The organism is Bradyrhizobium sp. McL0616, assembly GCF_049993385.1.
Lineage (GTDB): Bacteria > Pseudomonadota > Alphaproteobacteria > Rhizobiales > Xanthobacteraceae > Bradyrhizobium.
Genome location: NZ_CP188255.1, coordinates 1131488 through 1151539, shown reverse-complemented (window position 1 = coordinate 1151539; position 20052 = coordinate 1131488). Strand labels below are relative to the sequence as shown.

Annotated in this window: 23 protein-coding genes; 5 read left to right on the top strand and 18 right to left on the bottom strand. The window is 64.9% G+C overall.

Annotation, left to right across the window (positions count from 1 at the left end; translation table 11 throughout):
* Positions 1–3: 3 nt before the first annotated feature.
* From ACPPVR_RS05575 to ACPPVR_RS05545, 7 genes are all read right to left on the bottom strand, one after another.
* Positions 4–1713 (bottom strand): methyl-accepting chemotaxis protein, encoded by a 1710-nt coding sequence (locus tag ACPPVR_RS05575; protein ID WP_426613258.1) that lies wholly within the window; start codon positions 1711–1713, stop codon positions 4–6.
* 265 nt (positions 1714–1978) lie between these two features.
* Positions 1979–2854 (bottom strand): amidohydrolase family protein, encoded by an 876-nt coding sequence (locus ACPPVR_RS05570; protein WP_426613257.1) that lies wholly within the window; start codon positions 2852–2854, stop codon positions 1979–1981.
* A 13-nt stretch (positions 2855–2867) separates the two neighbouring features.
* On the bottom strand, positions 2868–3263 hold the full coding sequence (locus ACPPVR_RS05565; protein WP_426613256.1) for a RidA family protein: 396 nt from the start codon (positions 3261–3263) through the stop codon (positions 2868–2870).
* A gap of 25 nt (positions 3264–3288) precedes the next feature.
* The gene (gene hpaH / locus ACPPVR_RS05560; protein WP_426613255.1) at positions 3289–4092 is read right to left on the bottom strand and encodes a 2-oxo-hept-4-ene-1,7-dioate hydratase; all 804 of its coding nucleotides are present in this window, start codon (positions 4090–4092) and stop codon (positions 3289–3291) included.
* 3 nt (positions 4093–4095) lie between these two features.
* Positions 4096–4956 (bottom strand): fumarylacetoacetate hydrolase family protein, encoded by an 861-nt coding sequence (locus ACPPVR_RS05555; protein ID WP_426613254.1) that lies wholly within the window; start codon positions 4954–4956, stop codon positions 4096–4098.
* Between the two features lie 56 nt (positions 4957–5012).
* Complete coding sequence (locus ACPPVR_RS05550; RefSeq protein WP_426613253.1) at positions 5013–5630, bottom strand: flavin reductase family protein; 618 nt, start codon at positions 5628–5630, stop codon at positions 5013–5015.
* Positions 5631–5633: 3 nt separating this feature from the next.
* Positions 5634–6599, bottom strand: a complete 966-nt coding sequence (locus tag ACPPVR_RS05545) for a Bug family tripartite tricarboxylate transporter substrate binding protein (protein ID WP_426613252.1) — start codon at positions 6597–6599, stop codon at positions 5634–5636.
* A gap of 130 nt (positions 6600–6729) precedes the next feature.
* Here ACPPVR_RS05545 and ACPPVR_RS05540 point away from each other — a divergent pair, with 130 nt between their 5' ends.
* From ACPPVR_RS05540 to ACPPVR_RS05530, 3 genes are all read left to right on the top strand, one after another.
* On the top strand, positions 6730–7539 hold the full coding sequence (locus tag ACPPVR_RS05540) for an IclR family transcriptional regulator (protein ID WP_426613251.1): 810 nt from the start codon (positions 6730–6732) through the stop codon (positions 7537–7539).
* A 97-nt stretch (positions 7540–7636) separates the two neighbouring features.
* On the top strand, positions 7637–8932 hold the full coding sequence (locus ACPPVR_RS05535) for an O-acetylhomoserine aminocarboxypropyltransferase (protein WP_426613250.1): 1296 nt from the start codon (positions 7637–7639) through the stop codon (positions 8930–8932).
* Positions 8933–8936: 4 nt separating this feature from the next.
* On the top strand, positions 8937–9719 hold the full coding sequence (locus ACPPVR_RS05530; protein WP_426613249.1) for an alpha/beta fold hydrolase: 783 nt from the start codon (positions 8937–8939) through the stop codon (positions 9717–9719).
* Positions 9720–9727: 8 nt separating this feature from the next.
* Here ACPPVR_RS05530 and ACPPVR_RS05525 read toward each other — a convergent pair whose 3' ends face one another.
* On the bottom strand, positions 9728–10681 hold the full coding sequence (locus ACPPVR_RS05525; protein ID WP_426613248.1) for an aliphatic sulfonate ABC transporter substrate-binding protein: 954 nt from the start codon (positions 10679–10681) through the stop codon (positions 9728–9730).
* Between the two features lie 21 nt (positions 10682–10702).
* Entirely contained in the window at positions 10703–10936 is a 234-nt protein-coding gene (locus tag ACPPVR_RS05520) for a hypothetical protein (protein WP_426613247.1), read from the bottom strand.
* 394 nt (positions 10937–11330) lie between these two features.
* Here ACPPVR_RS05520 and ACPPVR_RS05515 point away from each other — a divergent pair, with 394 nt between their 5' ends.
* Positions 11331–12062, top strand: a complete 732-nt coding sequence (locus ACPPVR_RS05515) for an SDR family NAD(P)-dependent oxidoreductase (RefSeq protein ID WP_426613246.1) — start codon at positions 11331–11333, stop codon at positions 12060–12062.
* A gap of 159 nt (positions 12063–12221) precedes the next feature.
* Here ACPPVR_RS05515 and ACPPVR_RS05510 read toward each other — a convergent pair whose 3' ends face one another.
* From ACPPVR_RS05510 to phnG, 9 genes are read right to left on the bottom strand one after another with little or no spacing between them, the layout of a single operon-like run.
* Positions 12222–12833, bottom strand: a complete 612-nt coding sequence (locus ACPPVR_RS05510) for a pyridoxamine 5'-phosphate oxidase family protein (RefSeq protein WP_426613245.1) — start codon at positions 12831–12833, stop codon at positions 12222–12224.
* A gap of 27 nt (positions 12834–12860) precedes the next feature.
* Entirely contained in the window at positions 12861–13457 is a 597-nt protein-coding gene (gene phnN / locus ACPPVR_RS05505) for a phosphonate metabolism protein/1,5-bisphosphokinase (PRPP-forming) PhnN (protein WP_426613244.1), read from the bottom strand.
* Positions 13454–14605: an alpha-D-ribose 1-methylphosphonate 5-triphosphate diphosphatase gene (locus ACPPVR_RS05500; RefSeq protein ID WP_426613243.1), complete on the bottom strand. Its 1152-nt coding sequence runs from the start codon at positions 14603–14605 to the stop codon at positions 13454–13456. The genes phnN and ACPPVR_RS05500 overlap by 4 nt, the downstream gene beginning before the upstream one ends.
* 14 nt (positions 14606–14619) lie before the next feature.
* The gene (gene phnL, locus ACPPVR_RS05495) at positions 14620–15318 is read right to left on the bottom strand and encodes a phosphonate C-P lyase system protein PhnL (RefSeq protein WP_426613242.1); all 699 of its coding nucleotides are present in this window, start codon (positions 15316–15318) and stop codon (positions 14620–14622) included.
* A 22-nt stretch (positions 15319–15340) separates the two neighbouring features.
* Positions 15341–16138: a phosphonate C-P lyase system protein PhnK gene (phnK, locus tag ACPPVR_RS05490; protein ID WP_426613241.1), complete on the bottom strand. Its 798-nt coding sequence runs from the start codon at positions 16136–16138 to the stop codon at positions 15341–15343.
* Complete coding sequence (locus ACPPVR_RS05485; protein ID WP_426613240.1) at positions 16131–17015, bottom strand: alpha-D-ribose 1-methylphosphonate 5-phosphate C-P-lyase PhnJ; 885 nt, start codon at positions 17013–17015, stop codon at positions 16131–16133. The genes phnK and ACPPVR_RS05485 overlap by 8 nt, the downstream gene beginning before the upstream one ends.
* Positions 17012–18115 carry a carbon-phosphorus lyase complex subunit PhnI gene (locus ACPPVR_RS05480; RefSeq protein ID WP_426613239.1) on the bottom strand — a complete coding sequence of 368 codons (1104 nt, stop codon included), beginning with the start codon at positions 18113–18115 and terminating at the stop codon, positions 17012–17014. Before ACPPVR_RS05480 ends, ACPPVR_RS05485 begins: the two co-directional genes overlap by 4 nt.
* A gap of 2 nt (positions 18116–18117) precedes the next feature.
* Entirely contained in the window at positions 18118–18726 is a 609-nt protein-coding gene (phnH, locus tag ACPPVR_RS05475; RefSeq protein WP_426613238.1) for a phosphonate C-P lyase system protein PhnH, read from the bottom strand.
* A 4-nt stretch (positions 18727–18730) separates the two neighbouring features.
* Complete coding sequence (gene phnG, locus ACPPVR_RS05470) at positions 18731–19195, bottom strand: phosphonate C-P lyase system protein PhnG (RefSeq protein WP_426613237.1); 465 nt, start codon at positions 19193–19195, stop codon at positions 18731–18733.
* Between the two features lie 107 nt (positions 19196–19302).
* Here phnG and phnF point away from each other — a divergent pair, with 107 nt between their 5' ends.
* Positions 19303–20031 carry a phosphonate metabolism transcriptional regulator PhnF gene (phnF, locus tag ACPPVR_RS05465; protein ID WP_426613236.1) on the top strand — a complete coding sequence of 243 codons (729 nt, stop codon included), beginning with the start codon at positions 19303–19305 and terminating at the stop codon, positions 20029–20031.
* Positions 20032–20052 lie beyond the last annotated feature (21 nt).

Below are 20052 nucleotides of genomic sequence, written 5' to 3'. Positions count from 1 at the left end.
CGCTTACGCCGCCCTGATCGAGTTCATGAAGCTGGCGACGCCGCGCTTCAGGCGGGTGCTTTCAGTGGCGAGCGATTGCGCGGCTGACTGCACCTGCGCCGAGGCCCCGCCGGTTTCCGCTGCGCCGCGCTGGACGTCGGCGATGCTGGTGCCGACCTGCGAGGTGCCTTCGGCGGCGCGCTGCACGTTGCGGGAAATTTCCTGCGTGGCGGAGCCCTGCTGCCCGACCGAGGTCGAGATCGCCGCCGAGATTTCCGAGATCCGCCCGATCGTCGAGCCGATCTCCTTGATCGCCGCGACCGAATCCCGCGTCGCCGACTGGATGTCGGAAATCTGCTGGCTGATCTCGTCGGTCGCCTTCGCGGTCTGCTCGGCGAGCGACTTCACCTCGGAGGCGACGACGGCGAAGCCGCGGCCTGCCTCACCCGCACGCGCCGCCTCGATGGTCGCGTTCAGGGCGAGAAGGTTGGTTTGCCCGGCGATGGTCTGAATGAGATCGACGACGTCGCCGATCCGGCTGGCTGCCTGCGACAGCTCGCTCATGCGGGTATCGGTCTTCTGCGCCTGGCTGACGGCCTCGCCTGCGATCTTCGCCGAGGTCTCGACCTGGCGGCTGATCTCGCCGATCGACGAGGCGAGCTCTTCGCTTGCCGCTGCGACCGAATGCACGTTCGCCGACGCTTCGTTCGACGCCGTCGAGGCGCGGCCGGAGACCTTCGCGACGGTGTCGGCCGTCTTCGAGAGCGTCGTCGAGGACGTTTCGAGCTGACCGGCGGCAACCGACACCAGCTCGATGATCTCGCCGACCTCGCGCTCGAACTGATCGGCAAGCCTGTTCATGTCGCCCTTGCGCGTTTCGATCTGGCGCTGCTCGGTGATCGACTGCTGCTCGCGCATGCGGTTGGTCTCGATCATGGCGTCGCGGAATACCTGGACAGTGCGCGCCATCTCCCCGATCTCGTCGCGGCGATCGGCATGGGCGACGGGCGCCTCTAACTGGCCGGTGCTGAGCGAAGCCATGCGCTCCTTCAGGCTCGCGAGCGGCTTCACCACGCTGCGGCCGACGGCCCAGGCGATCATGATCGAGATCAGCATCAGGACGGCGATGACGACGGACGCGGTCTGCACCATCGACCAGAAGGAATTGTCGACCTCCGACATGTATTCGGCCGAGCCGATCATCAGATTCCACGGCGCGAAGCCGCGCGTGAAGGCGACCTTGTCGAGCGGGGTGGGATCGGCGCCGCTGCGGCGGAACGAGTAGCGCAGCGTGCCCTGGCCCCTCTTCGCCATATCCATCAGCGCGACCGCGAACAGCATGCCGTTGGCGTCCTTGTTCGGACGCATGTCCTTGCCGACGAAATTCGGGATGCCGGGGTTGGAGACGCACAGCCCGGTCTCGTAGTCGTAAATATAGGCGTAGTTGCTGTGGTCTTCGTACCAGACGTAATTATTGGCCTCGAGGAAGCGTTTCTTGGCCTCCTCCTCCGTCATCTGGCCGGCCTTGTAGGCCTTGTAGTAACCGTCGGCGAGGTTCCAGACGATATCGACGGCGGCATGCGCCTTCTCGATCCGCTCGGTGACGAGCTGATTGCGCGCGATCCACAGCACGGTCGAGGCGACCAGCGCCATGCAGATCGCACCGACCACGGTCATAAGCGCGAGCTTGGCGCCGATCGAACGAAGCGACAACAGATTCTTGAGAGCCGGCATTCTGCCTCTTCGAAGTTGCTGGGCGCCGCGCGCAGAGCGAATCAGGCGGCAGGCCGTCACGAGGTGGGAATGCGCAAACTAGAGGGAATTCGTTAAGAACTCAGTTACGCCACGAATGCGCCGCACGGCGCCTCCGGCGTTACCAAAGGATTAATGCGGCCCAGCGCGTCATTGCGAGCGCAGCAAAGCAATCCAGACTATCTCCGAGGAAGCAGTCTGGATTGCTTCGTCGCAAGAGCTCCTCGCAATGACGCCGGAGACGGTTCTAATCCGCAAACCCGAACAGCTTCGCCGGATTGTGCACCAGGATCTTCTCCAGCTCGGCGTGGTCCGGCGCGTAGCGGAACATTAGCTCGAGCAGGTCGGCGTCGTTGGGCGGCTGCTTCACCGAGACCGGATGCGGCCAGTCGCTGGCCCAGACGCAGCGGTCGATTGCGGCCTCGATATAGGTGCGCGCGATCGGGATCACGTCGTCATAGGGGGGCCCGGCTTGCGAGGTCTTCTCGCCGAGTGAGAGCATGACCCAGAAATTGCCCTTGGCGAGCAGCTCGAGCATCTTGCGCAGGTTCGGATCGTCCTTGCCGCGCGAGGGCTCGGGACGGGCCATATGGTCGATCAGTACCGGCACGTCGAGATTTTCGTACTTCGCGACGCTGGAGACGATGCCGTCCTTCTCCGGCTGGATTTTTGCGTACCAGCCGAGCTCGCGGATTCGCGCAATGGCGCGGGCGAAGTCGGCGTCCGACAGCACAGCACCGAGTTCCTGGCGGAAACTGAAGCGGGCACCGCGCACACCGGCATCATGCAGCTTCGCAAGATAAGCGTCGTTCGCTTCCGCAAACACCAGCGCGTTGGCGCAGCCGCGATAGTTCGGGCCCATGGCGGCAAGAGCGTCGAGCACGACGGAATGATCCGCACCGTAAGTCGTGGTCTGCACGATGATGCCGCGCTCGATGCCGAGCGTCTTGTGCACGCGCAGCGCCGCTTCCCAGGTCGCCGACGGCATCTGGTAGGCTGCGCCGGGACGGATCGGATATTTGTCCAGCGGACCCAGCACGTGAAATTGGCTGTCGACGGTCTTCGGCGGCGGCGCCTTGATCGGACGGCGCGGATTCGGGTCGAAAGGCAGATAGGCCGGCATGCGCAACGCTCCCTCAGTCGATTACGGCGGTGAAGTCGCACTGCACCAGCGCGCCGCCGTCCATGTTGTCCATCGGCAGCGCGTGGCGCGCCGGGCGCGAATGCGCGTCCGGAAACATCTTGAGCCACTCGACATTCACCGGGCCGCGCTGCGTACGGTCCTTCAGCCACACCGTCATCTTGATGATGTCGTCAGTAGAGCCGCCGGCGGCCTCCACCGTGGCCTTCATATGCGCGAACATGTTGGCGCATTGCGCGTCGAGGCTCTCCGGCATCACGCCGGTCGCACCATCGCGGCCGAGGATGACGCCTGACATCACGAGATTGCCGATGCGGCAGGCGTTCGGGATCGGATTGGCGTGCTTGAAGCCGCCGATATGGATGCTCTTGCGACGCGTTTGACCTGTCATGATGCGCTCCTTCTTATCTGTTGGCTCAGACGAACTGGCACGACACCGAGCCGAACGCGCCATAGTCGGCGTGGAAGGTGTCGCCGCGGCGGATGTCGACGGGACGCGTGAACGATCCCGCCAGCACGACCTCGCCGGCCGCCAGATGTTCATCATGCGGCCCGAGACGATTAGCGAGCCAGGCGATGCCGTTGGCGGGATGATTGAGTACGCCGGCGGCAAGCCCGGTCTCCTCAACCTCGCCGTTGCGGAACAGCAGCGCGCCAATCCAGCGCAGATCCGCGTCCATGGGACGGAACGGCCGGCCGCCGAGCACCAGCGCCGCGTTGGCCGCATTGTCCGAGATCGTGTCCATCACTTTTCGCGTCTTGCCGGTCTCGGGATCGACGCGATGCATGCGCGTCTCCAGAATCTCGAGCGCCGGGGTCACATAGTCAGTGGCGTTGAGCACGTCGAAGATGGTGCAGTCCGGCCCGCGCAGCGGCGCCTTTAGCACGAAGGCGAGCTCGACCTCGATGCGCGGCGCGTGGAAGCGGTCGAACGGTATGGGCGTGGCGTCGGCATAGAACATGTCGGCGAACAGTACGCCATAATCGGGTTCGGAGATACCGACCGCGCTCTGCATCGCCTTCGAGGTCAGGCCGATCTTGTGGCCTTTGATGACGCGGCCCCGGCCGAGCTGGAGTTTTGTCCAGGCGCGCTGGACGGCGTAGGCATCTTCGATGGCGAAATCGGGATACTCTTTCGAGAACATCGGGATCAGCACCTTGCTGCGCTCGGCCTCATCCAGGCGCGCGGCAAGGCGTTCGATCGTGACAGCGTCGAGCATGATCTATTGCTCCGCTGCGACGGTGTTGCTGAGCACGCCGATGCGGCTCGACTCGACTTCGACGACGTCGCCAACCTTCAGCCAGCGCGGTGGGTCGAAGCGGGCGCCCGCGCCGGTCGGCGTGCCCGTCACGATCATGTCGCCTGGCTTCAGGGTGGCGAAAGTCGAGAGATAGGAGATCAGGACATCGAACGGGAACATCAGCCGTTCCGTCGTATCCTGCTGCCGCACCTCGCCGTTGACGCGGGTGATGATGTCATGAGGCCCGCGCGGGTCGAGCTCGTCCGCCGTGACGATCCACGGACCGATACTGCCGGAGCGATCGAAGTTCTTGCCCTGGGTGACGTTGAACTTGCCGTGACGCAGCCAGTCGCGGATTGTACCCTCGTTGCAGAGCGTCATGCCGAAGATATGCGACCAGGCCTTTTCGCGCGGGATATGACGGCCGCCCTGGCCGATCACGATGACGAGCTCGCCCTCGTAGTCGAGCTGCTCCGACACCTTTGGCTTCTCGATTGGCTGGCCGGAGCCAGTCATCGACGACATGCTGCGCACGAACAGGCTCGGATATTTGGGCAGATCCGAGCTGTCTTTATATTCGGCATTGCGCTCGGCGTAATTGACGCCGATGCACCAAAGCTTTTCCGGCGCCAGCACCGGCGGAAGCAGGATGAGGTCCTCGAGCGCATAATCCGGCTTTTGACCGGCGACCGCCTCCTGCGCATCGGCGAGCGCGTTGGCAGCGATCAATGCCCTCACATCGGAAAAATCTTGGCCAATCCGCTTGGTCAGGTCGACGACACCGCCGTCGACCGCGGCGCCGTAACGCGGTTCTCCGTCCAGGAGATAGCTCAGCAATCGCATTGTCGTTCTCTCCAATGATCTTCGTGCGGTCTGGCGAGCGCGCCCGGCCCGCGCGTTCAGTCGGTCGATTTCGGGGTCTGGAACACGGCGCCAAGTGTCACGATCTCGCCGAGGCGGGCGTAGCGGGGGCCGCCGATACGGGCGATCGGGTCGAGCGCTTTGGTTTCGACCTTGCCGTCGATCACGAGGCCGTCGCGGATGTGGAACATCACGACCTCACCGACGATCAACCGGCTGCGGGCATCACCGAATTCAAGGCATTGCCGGAAGCGGCACTCCATCGCGACGGGTGCGACCGCAAGCCGCGGCACCTTGATGCGCTCGCTGGCGATCGTCTCGAGGCCGAGCTCCGCGACCTCGCTGATTTCGGGCGGATGCTCGACGGAGCTGTCATGCACGGCGTTCATCAGCGGCGTATCGGCGATGTGAATCACATATTCCTCGGTGTCGAGGATGTTGTATGCGGTGTCCTTGTAATCGGCGCCCTTGCGGCCGACGCTGATGGCGAGCATCGGCGGCTTCTGCGAGACGAAGGTAAAGGCGCTGAAGGGGGCGAGGTTGAGCACGCCGCTGCGCGACAGGCTGGTCACCCAGGCGATCGGGCGCGGCACCACGATGCCGGTCATCAGCCGGTAGATGCGCTCCGCTCCGAGTTCGGTAGGGTCGATCCGCATTGGTCAATCAGCCCTGATGTTGGCCTTGCGCACGATCGGAATCCACTTGGCGTCCTCGCGCTCGAGATAGGCCGTGAACTCGGCCGGCGTCATCGGCACCGCTTCGGCGCCAAGCTTGTCGAACCTGTCGACCACGGCGGGGTCTTTCAGGATCGCGACCAGCGTCTCATGCAGCTTGTCGACGATCGGCGCCGGCGTGCCCGCAGGCGCGAACAGGCCGGTAAAGGTCTGGGCGTCGAAATCCTTGTAGCCGAGCTCGGCAAAGGTCGGCACGTCGGGCAGCGCGTTCAGCCGATGCGGGCTGGTGACGGCGAGCGCGCGGAACAGGCCGCTCTTGATGTATTGCAGGCTGACCGAGAGCTGGTCGAATGCAAACTGCACCTGCCCGCCGAGCAGATCATTGGTCGCCGGCGCGTTGCCGCGATAGTGCGCGGTGACCCATTGCAGCCCGAGGCTGGACTGCATCAATTCGCTGACCAGATGATTGGTGGTGCCGGGGCCTGGCGAAGCCATCGTCAATTTGCCGGGCTCGCGCTTGGCGAGATCGAGAAACTCCTTCAGCGTCGTGGCCTGGACCGAGGGGTGAACCTCCAGCACCAGCGGCGTCATCGAGATCGTCGAGATCGGCAGGAAGTCCTTCTTCCAGCTATAGGCGTCGCGCTTGTTGATCTCGGTCGCGAACAGCACCGGGCCGTTGGCGCCGACGAACAGCGTGTAGCCGTCGGGCGCTGATTTCGCAAAGGCCTCCCCCGCGATCATGCCGCCGGCGCCGGCCTTGTTCTCGATGATGAAGGGCTGGCCGAGCTTTTCCTGGAGCTTGTCGGCGATGATGCGCGCCGCGCTGTCGACATTGCCGCCGGCCGGATAGGGCACGAGCAGCTTGACGCTGCGCGCCGGCCATTGCTGGGCCGCCGCGGGCGCCGCCAGCATCGCAGCTGCGGCTGCAATGGCAATCCAGATTAATCTCATGTTAACCTCCCGGCGGCGCTTCCAATTTCATGTCGACTGCCATGACGTCGCGCACAGCATCTCGATCGGACCGCAATCTCCAGATGCGTGCTTTACCTGTCGAGTGAATTGTGGCGTTCTTGTCCATATTATGGACAAGAGACCTTCGTCGATATCTACCCGCGGCATGACGGAACCGCGACAGGGCGCGCAGGCGATCCGGCGCGCGCTTTCGGTGCTGCGCATTCTTGCCGCAGGGCGCGAAGACGGTGTGCCGCTGGTCGAGGTCGTGCAGGCGACAGGCCTCACCCGCCCGACCGTGCATCGCATCGTCCACGTGCTGATCGAGGAAGGCATCGTCGAGCGACACGGCAGGACCGGCCGCTACGCAATCGGCAACCAGGTGCCGGAGCTGGCGCTCGCGCGCCCGCGGCCCTCGCCGCTGCTGGTCGCGGCAGGGCCTTCGCTGCGGCGCGCCTCCGCCGAGATCGGCGACACGCTGTTTCTGACGGTGCGGACCGGCAATGACACACTGTGCGTCGACCGCAGGATTGGCGCCTTCCCGATCCAGGTGCTGTCGATCGAGGTCGGCGCGCGCCGTCCGCTCGGCGTCAGCAGCGCAGGCGTCGCCATCCTCGCCGCAATGCCGGCGCAGGACGCGCGAAAAATCGTCGCAGCCAATGAGAAGCGGCTCGAGGCCTACCGTGCCGACGTCGCGACTGTGCTCGCCCAGGTCAGCGCGGCGCGACGGCGCGGATACGGTATGCGGGAGATCGGCCTCGTGCAGGGCACGAAATCGATCTCCATTTGGATCAAGACCCCGGACGGCCGACCGGCCGCGGCGATGACAGTCTCCGCCGTTCGGACCAGGCTCGGCCCACGCCGCGAGCAGGAGGTCGCGGAGATTTTGCTGCGGGAAGCCCGTGCGATTGAGCAGGCAATCCGCGGCAGTGTTGGCTAGCGCTGCGAGCCCCCGCGCAGCCCTGTCAATGGGCTGACGCGCCCCGCCATTTTGTGGCACAAGGGCCGCCACCGCCGACAGACCAACGAGGCCAAGCATGCCCGCGCCCAAGCCGCCTGCCTTCGAAACCCTGAGCCTGCATGCGGGCCAGCATCCGGATCCCGCCACCGGCGCCCGCGCGGTGCCGATCTACCAGACCACGTCCTACGTGTTCCAGGATTCCGACCATGCCGCCGCGCTGTTCAATCTCGAGCGTGCCGGCCACATCTATACCCGGATCTCCAATCCGACCACCGGCGTGCTGGAAGAGCGGCTCGCGGCGCTGGAAGGCGGCGTTGGCGCGATCTGCACTGCGAGCGGCATGGCCGCGCTGCATCTCGCCATCGCCACGCTGTTGAATGCCGGCGATCACATCGTGGCGTCGAGCTCGCTCTATGGCGGCACCATCAATTTGCTGGCGCACACGCTGCCGCGCTTCGGCATCACCACCACATTTGTGAAGCCGCGCGATTTCGACGCGTTCCGCGCGGCGATCAAGCCGAACACGAAGCTCGTGATCGGCGAGACCATCGGCAATCCCGGGCTGGAGGTGCTGGACATTCCGAAGGTTGCGGCGATCGCGCATGACGCAAAAATTCCGCTGCTGATCGACAACACCTTTGCCACGCCCTATCTCAGCCGTCCGATCGAGCTCGGGGCCGACATCGTCATGCATTCCGCGACCAAATGGATCGGCGGCCACGGCATCGCGATCGGCGGCGCTCTCGTCGACGGCGGCCGCTTCGACTGGCGCGCCTCCGGAAAATTCGGCGTGCTGACCGAGCCCTATGGCGGCTATCACGGCATCGTCTTCGACGAGCAGTTCGGCACCGCCGCCTTCATCATGCGCGCGCGCACTGAAGGCCTGCGCGATTTCGGCGCCTGCCTGTCACCGACCAACCCGTTCCAGCTCTTGCAAGGCGTGGAAACACTCGGCGTGCGCATGGACCGCCACATCCAGAACACCCATCTGGTCCTGGAAGCACTGAAGTCCAACAAGGCCGTCGACTGGGTGCTGCATCCTTCGCTTGAGGACCACGCGGACTATCAGCTCGCAAAACAGCTGCTGCCGCGCGGCGCTGGCTCGATCGTTTCCTTCGGCATCAAGGGCGGTCGGCCCGCGGGCCGCAAGTTCATCGAGTCGCTGCGCATGATCAGCCATCTTGCCAATGTCGGCGACGCCAAGACGTTGGTGATTCACCCCGCCTCGACCACGCATCAGCAGATGGATGCCGAGCAGCTCAAGGCCGCCGGCATCGGCGAGGAGCTGGTGCGGCTGTCGGTCGGTATCGAAACCGCCTCCGACATCATCGACGATCTGGCGCAGGCGCTGCGCATCTCGCAGAAGGTCTGACACCATGAAGCTTTCCGTCAACGGCGCCGAGGTGTTTGTCGCAACCGGCGGCCGGGAATTCGACAAGTCCCTGCCCGCGGTGGTCTTCCTCCATGGTGCCGGCTTCGATCATTCGACCTGGGCGCTGCATACGCGCTGGTTCGCGCATCACGGTTTTGGCGTGCTCGCGCCGGACCTGCCCGGCCATGGCCGCTCGGCCGGCCCCTCGCTTGCAAGCATCGCCGAGATGGCCGACTGGACCGCGGCGCTGCTCGATGCGGCCGGTGCGGCGAAGGCCCACCTGATCGGCCACTCCATGGGCTCGCTGATCTCGCTTGAGACCGCAGCGCGGCATCCCGACAAGGTGTCAGCGCTGAGCCTGATCGGCACGGCAGCGACCATGACGGTCGGCCCGGATCTGCTCAAGGCGGCCGAGGCAAACTCGCAGGATGCCAACGACATGGTCTCGATCTGGGGCCTCGGCTTCAACGCAGAACTCGGTGGCAGCCTCGCGCCGGGCCTGTGGATGCATGGCGGCGCGCAAGCGGTGCTCAGGCATTGCGAGCCGGGCGTGCTGTTCAAGGATTTGTCGGCCTGCAATTCCTATGCGAGTGCGCTCAGCGCCGCGGCGAGCGTCAAGGTGCCGACCACGTTCATTCTCGGCGAGCGCGACATGATGACACCGGCGAAGGCGGGCAAGACGCTCGCCGCGGCGATCCCGCATGCCAAGACGATCGTGGTGCCGGGCGCCGGCCACATGATCATGGCCGAGCGACCGGATGAGTTACTTGCAGCGCTGAGAGGCTAGCGCCCCGCTCAGGAGCCCGGCGTCCACGTCCAGACGATGTCGGAGACATTGACCGGCTTCGGGATCAGGCCGAGCTTGGCAAAGCGGTCCGCCACGGCCTGCTGGCTCTTGATCACCTCGGCGTCGAGCGGCACCACGCTATAGCTGGAGCGGTTGACGAAGCGGCGGATCGCTTCGATGTCAACGCCGGTCACTTCGGCCTGCGCCTTCGCCACTTCCTCGTGATGTGCCTCCGCCCACACGCCTTCGGACGCGAACGTCGTGTTGAGCTTCGCAACGAGCGACGGATATCTCTCTACGAAGTCGCTGCCGGCGATGTAGAAGGCGTTCGGCTTGTGGACGTCCTTGTCGAAGACGAGCACGCGCGCGTTCTCCTTCAATTCGGCGAGCGCGAGATACGGATCCCAGATCGACCAGGCATCGACCGAGCCCTTCACGAAGGCCGCCGTCGCATCGGCCGGCGCGAGCGCCGCCGGCGTGATGTCGGACCAGGAGAGACCGGCCTTCTCGAGCGACGCGACCAGCAGATTGTGCGCGCTCGATCCCTTGCCGAAAGCGACGCGCTTGCCCTTGAGGTCGGCGAGTGTCTTGATCGGAGAGTCCTTCGGAACGATGATCGCCTGATTGTCGCCCTCCGACTTCACGGCCGCGACGTAACGGATCTTGGCGCCACCAGCCTGGGCAAAGATCGGCGGGGTATCACCGACAAAGCCGAAATCGACGCTGCCGACATTGATGGCCTCCAGCAGCGGCGGACCGAACTGGAAATCGATCCATTTGATCTCGATGCCGAGCGGCTTGAACGCGTTTTCGAGCGTCTGACGCTGGCGCACCGCCGGGAAGAAACCGCCCTTCTGTGTACCGATGCGGATCTCAGTCGGCTTGTCCTCGGCGTGCGCGGGTGCGGCCAGGGCAGTCGCGAGCAGGAGTGTCGTTGCGAGAATGTGTAGGCGCGTGATCATATGTGGCCCCTTTCGGTGGGATCAGTAGGCTAGGAGTGGAGAATTCAAGCGCCGGCTCCGCTCGGAGTACACGGCGCGGGCGGCGCGCTCGGCCTCGCGTGCCGAGCGGAACTGCCGGCCTTCGAGGCTGTCGAACAGGCGCTCGGAGGAGAAGAAGCGGAAGCCCCGCTCATCCCTCGTGACGATGCCGGCGGCGCGGTCGTGGATTTCGATGATGTAGGCGTTTGACTGGGCTTGAAATTGGCCTTGGGACATGACTGCTCGCTCGCCGGGAGTTCGGCGTTCCTGTCTTAAGATTTGCGGTGTGAGGTGTTGCTAGAGGATGATCAGCAACAACAACAGGCGCCGGTGGCCGCCGAGAAACAGCGTCGCGTCATGCATTCGTGCATGTCGTTCGGGCTACGCTGGTGATCGGTTCTCATATCGCGGCTTCGACTCAAGGAGAGCAGTTTCGATCCTCTAAATATCGAGGGTTCGCGCCAATTGGTCAATGAAATGGCTATCCATAATTGCCACGGGCGCGCATTGGCACTTCTCCCGCCGCAAGCACCGGCAGACGGATTCATCTCGCGATGAGTTCAACGCGGGCGCGCGGCCGGCATGATACGCTTCCAGGAGCCACAAAGCAGACAATTTGGGAGGTCCAGACATGGCGAATGATCTGAAGGGACGCACGGCACTCGTCACCGGCGGCTCGCGCGGGATCGGCGCTGCGGTCTGCCGCCTGCTGGTGGAAGCCGGCGCAGCCGTGGCGATCAACTGCCGTGAGCGGATCGGGCAGGCCGAGGAGTTGGCGAGCGAGATCAACAAGCGCGGCGATCGCGCGATCTCCATTGCTGCCGACGTGTCACAGCGCGGCGCCGTGGCCGGGATGGTCGAGCACATCACGGCGGAGCTTGGGCCGATCGACATCCTCGTCAACAATGCCGGCATTGCGATCACACGCGGCATCGACGATCTCACCGAAGACAATTTCGACCGCACCATCCTGGTCAATCTGAAATCCGTCTTCCTGTGCACGCAAGCGGTGCTGCCGGCGATGCGCGCCAGGAAATGGGGCCGCATCGTCAACATCTCCTCCGGCGCCGCGCGCGGCGCAGGGTCGATCGGTCCACACTACAACGCATGCAAGGCCGGCATGGAGGGCCTCACGCGAGGTTACGCAGCGCGGCTGGTGAAGGAAGGCATCACCGTCAATGCGGTGGCGCCGTCGCTGATCGAGACCGACATGATGAGCGGCCAGCCGCAACTCGTCAGCCGCATTCCGCTCGGCCGCTTCGGCACGGCGGAGGAGGTGGCAAAAGCCGTGATGCTGCTGGTCGACAATGCCTACATGACCGGCCAGACGATCGCGTTGAGCGGCGGGATGGCGTTTAATTGAGGAGGCTCTTCCTTCTCCCCTTGTGGGAGAAGGTGGCGCAAAGCGCCGGATGAGGGGTATCTATCCGCGAGCAACGCTTTTCGTGAGGATAGAGACCCCTCACCCGTCTCGCCGCTTCGCCGCGAGACACCCTCTCCCACAGGGGGAGAGGGTAAGAACTCACCACATCGTCGCCGCAGCACGCTCAGGCCAGATGCGATCGTACTCATCGCCACCGACCGTGTTCTGGCTCATCTCGGCGAGGATCTGCCCCGGCGTCGGCAAGGTCTTCGGATCGATGCGCTTGTCGGGATTCCAGAGATCGGAGCGGACGATGGCGCGGGCGCACTGGAAGTAGATCTCTTCCACGTTCATCACCATCACGCTGCGCGGCGCCTTGCCCTCGACCTTGAACGATGCGAGCAGCTCGGGATCGACCGAGAGATTCGCGCGGCCATTGGCGCGGACCGCGTTGCCGGAGCCGGGGATCAAGAACATCAGCGACACGCGGGGATCGCGGACGATGTTGCGCAGGGAATCGACCCGGTTGTTGCCGCGGCGATCCGGCAGCATTAGCGTACGCGAATCATGGATGCGGACGAAGCCGGGGAGATCGCCGCGCGGCGAGCAGTCGATCCCCTCCGGGCCGATGGTGGCGAGCGCTGCAAATGGCGCCTTCTCGATGAAGATGCGGTAGAGCGGCGTGACATGGTCGGCGACTTTCACGGTCGAGGCGTCGTTGGTGGCGCCGTAGATGGCCTCTAGCTCCTCGACCGTATTGATCACCGTCATTCCACACCCTCCAGGTTGCGCCAGCGCCTAATCGCGCCAGCATTGATTCCTGATCACGCGCACGAGCTGGCGGCCGTGATAGTCCGCGCTGCCGGCGTTGAGTATGGTGACATCGGCAGCCGCAGTCGTATCATCGACGCTACGCGACAAGCGGTCCGCGATATTGCCGTCACTGTGACGGGCGCGCGCGGCCAGCCGCTGCGCCAGCACGTCCGGCGGCGCCGTGATCGCGACTACGACGACATTGGCGTAAGTCCCGCGCAACGCCGCAATCACCGTGCGCGAGACGTTGACGACGACGGCGCGGCCTGCACGGATGTCGTCGTTGATCTCGATCGGCAGCGCGTAGGAATGCCCATGCGCGTCCCAATGCACGGCGAAATCGCCGTGATCGCGCGCGCGACCGAATTCATCAGGGCTCACCGCAATATTGTCCTCGTCGGCCGAGGATGCGCGCGTCACGACACGGCGCGGGAAGACGATTTCGTGATCATCGACGCAGGCCGCCTGCGCCAGCCGCAGCAGCGTGTCCTTGCCGGCGCCGCTCGGGCCGACCACGAGCACCAGTCGCCCGGGGCCGATCGCGCTCACCTGCTTGCCAGCTGCCGTGACGGTCTCGCTCATGCGACACGGCCTCCCTCGCGCCAGACGCTGCGAACGACGGGAACGCTGCCGGCCACGTGCACGCGGATCAAATCAGCGCGCTTGCCGATTGCGATCTCGCCGCGGTCGAACAGGCCGACGGCCTCGGCAGGTGCTTTGGTCACGGTGCGGACCGCTGCCGGAAGACTGATCGCGGGCGCGTGCTCCGGCAATTGCAGCGCAGCCATCAGGAGGCTCGACGGAATGTAGTCCGACGACAGGATATCGAGCAGGCCTTCGCGGGCGAGATCGACCGCTGCAATGTTGCCGGAATGCGAGCCGCCGCGCACCACGTTCGGCGCGCCCATCAGGATGTCGATGCCGGCCTGATGCAGGCCGCGCGCGGCCTCCAGCGTGGTCGGAAATTCCGCCACCGAAACGCCATCGCGCACGGCATCCACGACGTTCTCCTCAGTGGTGTCGTCATGGCTGGCGAGCGGGATGTTGTATTTGTGCGCCAGCGCCACAATCTCGCGCATGTTGGTCGCGGCATAGGTCTTCTGATATTCGAAGCGCTTCGCGAACAATTCGTCGAGCTCGGCATCGGTCTTGCCGCCACCCTTGCCGCGATAATAGTCGCGCAGCTTGACCTCGTCGCGGAACTGGCGCTGGCCGGGGGTATGATCCATCAACGACATCAGGCGCACGTCGGGACGGTCGATCAGCTCCTTGGCTTCCTCGACCACGCTCGGCATCGGGATTTCACAGCGCAGGTGCAGGAAGTGATCGGCGCGCAAGAGGTCGGCGTCACGCGCGGTCGTGATCGCGGCGGCGAGCACGCCGGCGCGGCCATCGACCTCCTCGGCGCCGTCCTCGCGCCAGACCCGGAGCGAATCGAACACCGTGGTGATGCCTGATGTGGCGAGCTGGCCGTCATAGGAGATGACGGCTGCGACCGGATTCCAGAACACTTTTGGCCGCGGCACATAGTGTGCTTCGAGATGGTCGGTGTGGAGCTCGATCAGGCCGGGCATGATCAAATCGCCGCCGGTGTCGTCAGCACCCGCCGGCGCCCTGCCCTGGCCGATCTCGGCGATGCGGCCATCCGCAAGCGCGAGCCAGCCCTGTTCGATCACCCGGTCAGCCAGCACGATCCTGGCGTTGGCGATCACGGTGTCCTTCGGCTTCATGTCGTTCTCTTCCTTCAGGCCGCGGCGGCAAAGCTGGTGACGTCGACGATGCGGTCGGCGATCAGATGGCGGATCTCGTCATCATGTACGATCGCGACCATCGCTGTGCCCTGGCGCTTCTTCTCGGCGATCAGTTCGACCACGACGGCGCGGTTGGCGGCATCGAGCGAGGCAGTCGGCTCGTCGAGCAGCAGGATTGGCAGATCCGAGATGAAGCCGCGCGCGATGTTGACGCGCTGCTGCTCGCCGCCGGAGAAGGTCGCGGGCGGCAGCTGCCAGAGCCGCTCGGGGATGTTGAGCCGATGCAGCAGGCCGCCCGCGCGCGCCTGCGCATCGGCTCGGGCCATGCCGTTCACGATCAAAGGCTCGGCGACGACGTCGATGGTCGCAACCCGCGGCACCGCCCGCAAAAACTGGCTGACATAGCCGATGGTCGCACGGCGCACATTGAGGACCTGCCGCGGCTCGGCGGTGGCGAGATCGATCACCTCGCCGCGATGGCGGATGGCGATCCGGCCGGAGTCACAGCGGTAATTTCCGAAGATCATCTTCAGGATCGACGATTTTCCGGCGCCGGACGGGCCGGACAGCACGACGCACTCGCCGGGATTGACGTGGAAGGTCACGCCGCTCACCACCTGCAATTCGATGCCGCCTTGCAGGTGCATCGTAAAGGTCTTCTTGGCGTCGGCGATGTCGATCATGGCGGTCATTGGAAGACTCATATTGGAAGGCTTATGGCGGCAAAATCGAGGAGACGAGGAGTTGCGTATAAGGCTCGCGCGGGTCGTCGAGCACCTGGTCGGTGAGGCCGGTCTCGATGACGCGACCGCCCTTCATCACCATCACGCGGTGCGACAGCAACCGCGCGACCGCGAGGTCATGGGTGACGATGATGACGGCGAGGTTCAGCTCGGCGACGAGGCTGCGCAGGAGGTCGAGCAGGCGGGCCTGCACGGAGACATCGAGCCCGCCGGTCGGCTCGTCCATGAAGACGAGCCGCGGCTCGGTGACGAGATTGCGCGCGATCTGGAGGCGCTGGCGCATGCCGCCGGAATAGGTGCGCGGCGCATCATCGATACGCGCGACGTCGATCTCGACACGGGTGAGCCAGTCGGACGCGGTGTCGCGGATGCGGCCATAGTGGTTCCACCCCACCGCCATCAGCCGCTCGCCGACATTGGCGCCGGCCGAGACCGCCATGCGCAGGCCCTGCGCGGGATCCTGATGCACAAAACCCCAATCGGTGCGGAACAGGAAGCGACGCTCGGCTTCGCCCAAGCTGGCAAGATCGCGGGTGACGCCGTCGCGCATCTGGTAGGACACATGCCCGCCGCTGGCCGCGAGCTGGCCCGACAGCAGCTGGAGCAGCGTCGACTTGCCAGAGCCCGATTCGCCGACGATCGCCAGCACCTCGCCGGGATAGAGCGAAAAGGAAACGTCGCGACACGCCGCGATGCGACCGTAGGACTTGCTGAGAGATTTTGCGACCAGCAACGGCTCGGCATTTTCGAGAACAGCTTGATCAACCATGCGCCTTCTCCTTGTACGGCGCCGCGCTGAGGCTACCATGATGACCGGCGGCCTGACGTCCCTCGCAGAAGTCCGTGTCCGAGCAGACGAACATGCGCCCGCCCTTGTCGTCGGTCACGATCTCATCGAGGTAGGAGTTCTCGGCCGCGCATAGCGCGCAGGGCGCGTTGAAGCGGTAGGGCTCGAACGGGTGGTCCTCGAAATCGAGCGATACGACCTGGGTGTAAGGCGGGATCGCGTAGATGCGCTTCTCGCGGCCAGCGCCGAACAATTGCAGCGCCGGGCAATTGTCCATCTTGGGATTGTCGAATTTCGGCGTCGGTGACGGGTCCATCACATAGCGCGCGTTGACCTTCACCGGATAAGCGTAGGCGGTCGCGATATGACCGAAGCGCGCGATGTCCTCGTAGAGCTTGACATGCATCAGGCCGTATTCGGCGAGCGCATGCATGCGCCGCGTCTCGGTCTCGCGCGGTTCGAGGAAGCGCAACGGCTCCGGGATCGGCACCTGATAGACCAGCACCTGATTTGCGTGCAGCGCCGTCTCGGGAATGCGGTGACGGGTCTGGATCACCGTTGCATCTTCCGTAGCCGTCGTTGTCGCAACGCCGGCGGTCTTGGCGAAGAATTTTCGGATCGAGATCGCATTGGTCGTGTCGTCGGAGCCCTGGTCGATCACCTTCAGCACGTCGGCGGGTCCGAGGATCGCGGCGGTGACCTGCACGCCGCCCGTGCCCCAGCCATAGGGCATCGGCATTTCGCGGCTGGCGAACGGCACCTGATAACCGGGGATCGCGATCGCCTTGAGGATGGCGCGGCGGATCATCCGCTTGGTCTGTTCGTCGAGATAGGCGAAGTTGTAGGCGGGCGCGTTCATTCCGCGGCCTCCTTCATGACGTCAGGAGCATTGGCCTCGGCAAATTCTTTCCGCAGCTTGCGCAAGAGGCCGAGCTCGGACTGGAAGTCGACATAGTGTGGCAGCTTCAAGTGCTCGACGAAGCCGGTGGCCTGGACGTTGTCCGAATGCGACATCACGAATTCTTCATCTTGCGCCGGTGCTCCCACCTCTTCGCCGAGTTCGCGGGCGCGCAGCGCACGATCGACCAGCGCCATCGACATGGTCTTGCGCTCGCTTTGGCCGAACGCAAGGCCATAGCCGCGGGTAAAGCACGGCGCTTCCGTTGCAGAGCCCTTGAACTGGTTGACCATCTGACACTCGGTGAGTTCGATCGAGCCGAGCGGCACGGCGAAGCCCACATCCTCCGCGGAGAATTCGACCTCGACCTCACCGAAGCGGATCTCGCCGGCAAAGGGATGGTTGCGGCCATAACCGCGCTGGGTGGAATAGCCCATCGCCAGCAGAAAGCCTTCGTCACCACGCGCGAGATTTTGCAGGCGCAAATCGCGGTCCGCGGGGAAGTTGAGCGGCTCGCGGGTGAGATCGCCGACGCTGGCGCCGTCTTCGGCTTGCGGTGAGGATTCGATCAACCCGTCGCGGCCCAGAATGTCGGTCACGCGCGGCGTCGGCGCGGTCGAGGCTTCGGCCACAGCCGGCACTTCTGGCACGAAGCCCTCAGCAAGCGAGGGATCGAGCAGGCGATGCGTGTAGTCAAAAGTCGGGCCGAGGATCTGGCCGCCGGGAATGTCCTTGAAGGTCGATGACACCCGCCGCTGCACCCGCATCGCGCCGGTGTCGACCGGCTCGCTGGCGCCGAAACGCGGCAGCGTAGCGCGGAAGGCGCGAACCAGGAAGATCGCCTCGATCAGATCACCGCGCGCCTGCTTGATCGCGAGCGACGCGAGCTCGCGGTCGTACAGCGAGCCCTCGCTCATGACGCGGTCTACGGCGAGGCCAAGCTGCTCCGATATCTGGTCGAGCGTGACTTCCGCAACGCTTCTATCGCCGCGCCGCGCATTGGCGAGCAGGCGGTGGGCGTTCTCGATGGCGCGCTCGCCGCCTTTGACTGCGACATACATGCTTAGCTTCCCTTGCTCACGACGCGCGTGGTGCGCGGGATCGCAACCACGGAGTCATCGGCGACCAGCACCACATCGATGCCGCGCGGAAACAGCGCTTCGTTCATACGCAGCCGCTCGAACAGATCGGCGGGCCTGATCGCTGCCTGGAGGGCTGTGACGCCATCGATGCCGGGGCCACGCAGCTCGAAACTGCGGCCCGCATCCAGGCTTTCGACCTGAACGATCAACGTGGTCGAGCGATCCGGATATTCGCTGGTGCCGAGCGCAAAACGCTCCAGCGCCGGAAGCAAGGCGCCATCGCTGATCAACGCAAAGCTCGCGATCGAGGAGTCCTGGATGACCGGCGCGCCGGTGTGGAACTTCAGCCATTTCACCACGTCGGAACTCTCCGACATCCGGGCATCGAGCCAGAGCGGCGTATCGTGGTCGAACAGCGTCAGCGCGATCGCGGCGGTGCCGCGCATCATCGGTCCGGGCGTTCCCGCCATCGGCACGATGCGCTGGACCGATCCCGGCCGCGCCATAGCGTCCATCACCGAGCGAAAGGTCGATTGCGCCGACAACACCTTGTCGACGAAACCCGGCGGCAGTTCCGCAATCGTGGTCATGGCCTCACCCCTCACCGCGCACCATGGTGTAGAAATCAACCTTCGTCGCGGCGGTCTCTTCCGCCGCCTGCTTGCGCCGAATCATAAGCTGCTCGCGCAACGGCGCGATAACATCGCGCTCCACAGCTGCGCCAAAGTCCTGCGACTGCGCCAGCGCATCGCACAGCGCGATCAGCCGAGCCTTCTCACCGTCGCGCCCGAGCGTGTAGCCGAAACCGACCTCGCCGCTCGCTAGTCGGACCGCGGCGCGCGACACCGTCGCCTCGCCGAGGTTGAACGGCGCGCCGTCGCCGCCGACCCGGCCGCGCAACATCACCAGGCCGTTCTCGGGTTCACGCAGATCCTGATGGCCGGGCAAGGGAATCGTGCGGAGGCGGGCGGCGATCTCGCCCGCCTCCGCGTGCGCCAGCACGGCCATGGCGGCCTTGCGCTGGGCTTGCTGGGTATTGTGCTGGGTCACCGAATCCACCGACCTTGCCGAACTCAAGTTGTCTATGATACTAGACAACTTGATACGGAAGCGCCATGACTGTTTCGTGACAAGCGTATGATTTTCGGGCTAGGCTGGTCGGCGATATGAGCATGCAGGACACCGCCTCTTCGGGCGTCGCGCTGTGGCGCCTCGTTGCCGACGGCATCGAGCGCGGCATCGCCGACGGTCGCTTCGCCGCAGGCGACAAGCTGCCGGGCGAGATGGAGATCGCCGAAACCTATCGCGTCAACCGCCATACGGTGCGGCGCGCGCTCGCAGCCCTTGCCGAACGCGGCCTGGTGCGTGCCGAGCGAGGCAGCGGCACCTATGTCGAGGCACAGAAGCTCGCCTATCCGCTACGTTCGCGCACGCGTTTCTCCGAGATCGTCGGCGCCGGCGGGCGCGAGCCGCGCGGACAGTTGATCGAAGCCTCCGAGGACGTCGCAACCCGCGAGCTGGCGCGCGAGCTTGGCCTGAAGGTCGGCGCGCCGCTGGTGCGGATCGAGGCCATTCGCCTCGCCGACCGCACGCCGATCTGCGTCTCAACCACCTGGTTGTCGGCGGAGCTATTTCCGGGAGCGGGCAACGTGTTCGCCGCGACGCGCTCGATGACGAAGCTGCTCGAGCATTACGGGGTTCGCGACTATCGCCGTGGCGCGACCCGGATCACCGCGGGCATCGTCGATGCGACCGACGCTGCGCGGCTCGATCTTCCGCTCGGACGTCCGATCCTGGTGGTCGATGCCACCGACCTCGACCTCGACGGCAAGCCGCTGGTGACCAAGCACTCGCGTTTTGTGGCGGAGCGGGTGGAGTTTCTGGTGGAATCGTAGGGCGGGCTGCCTCTTCTCCCT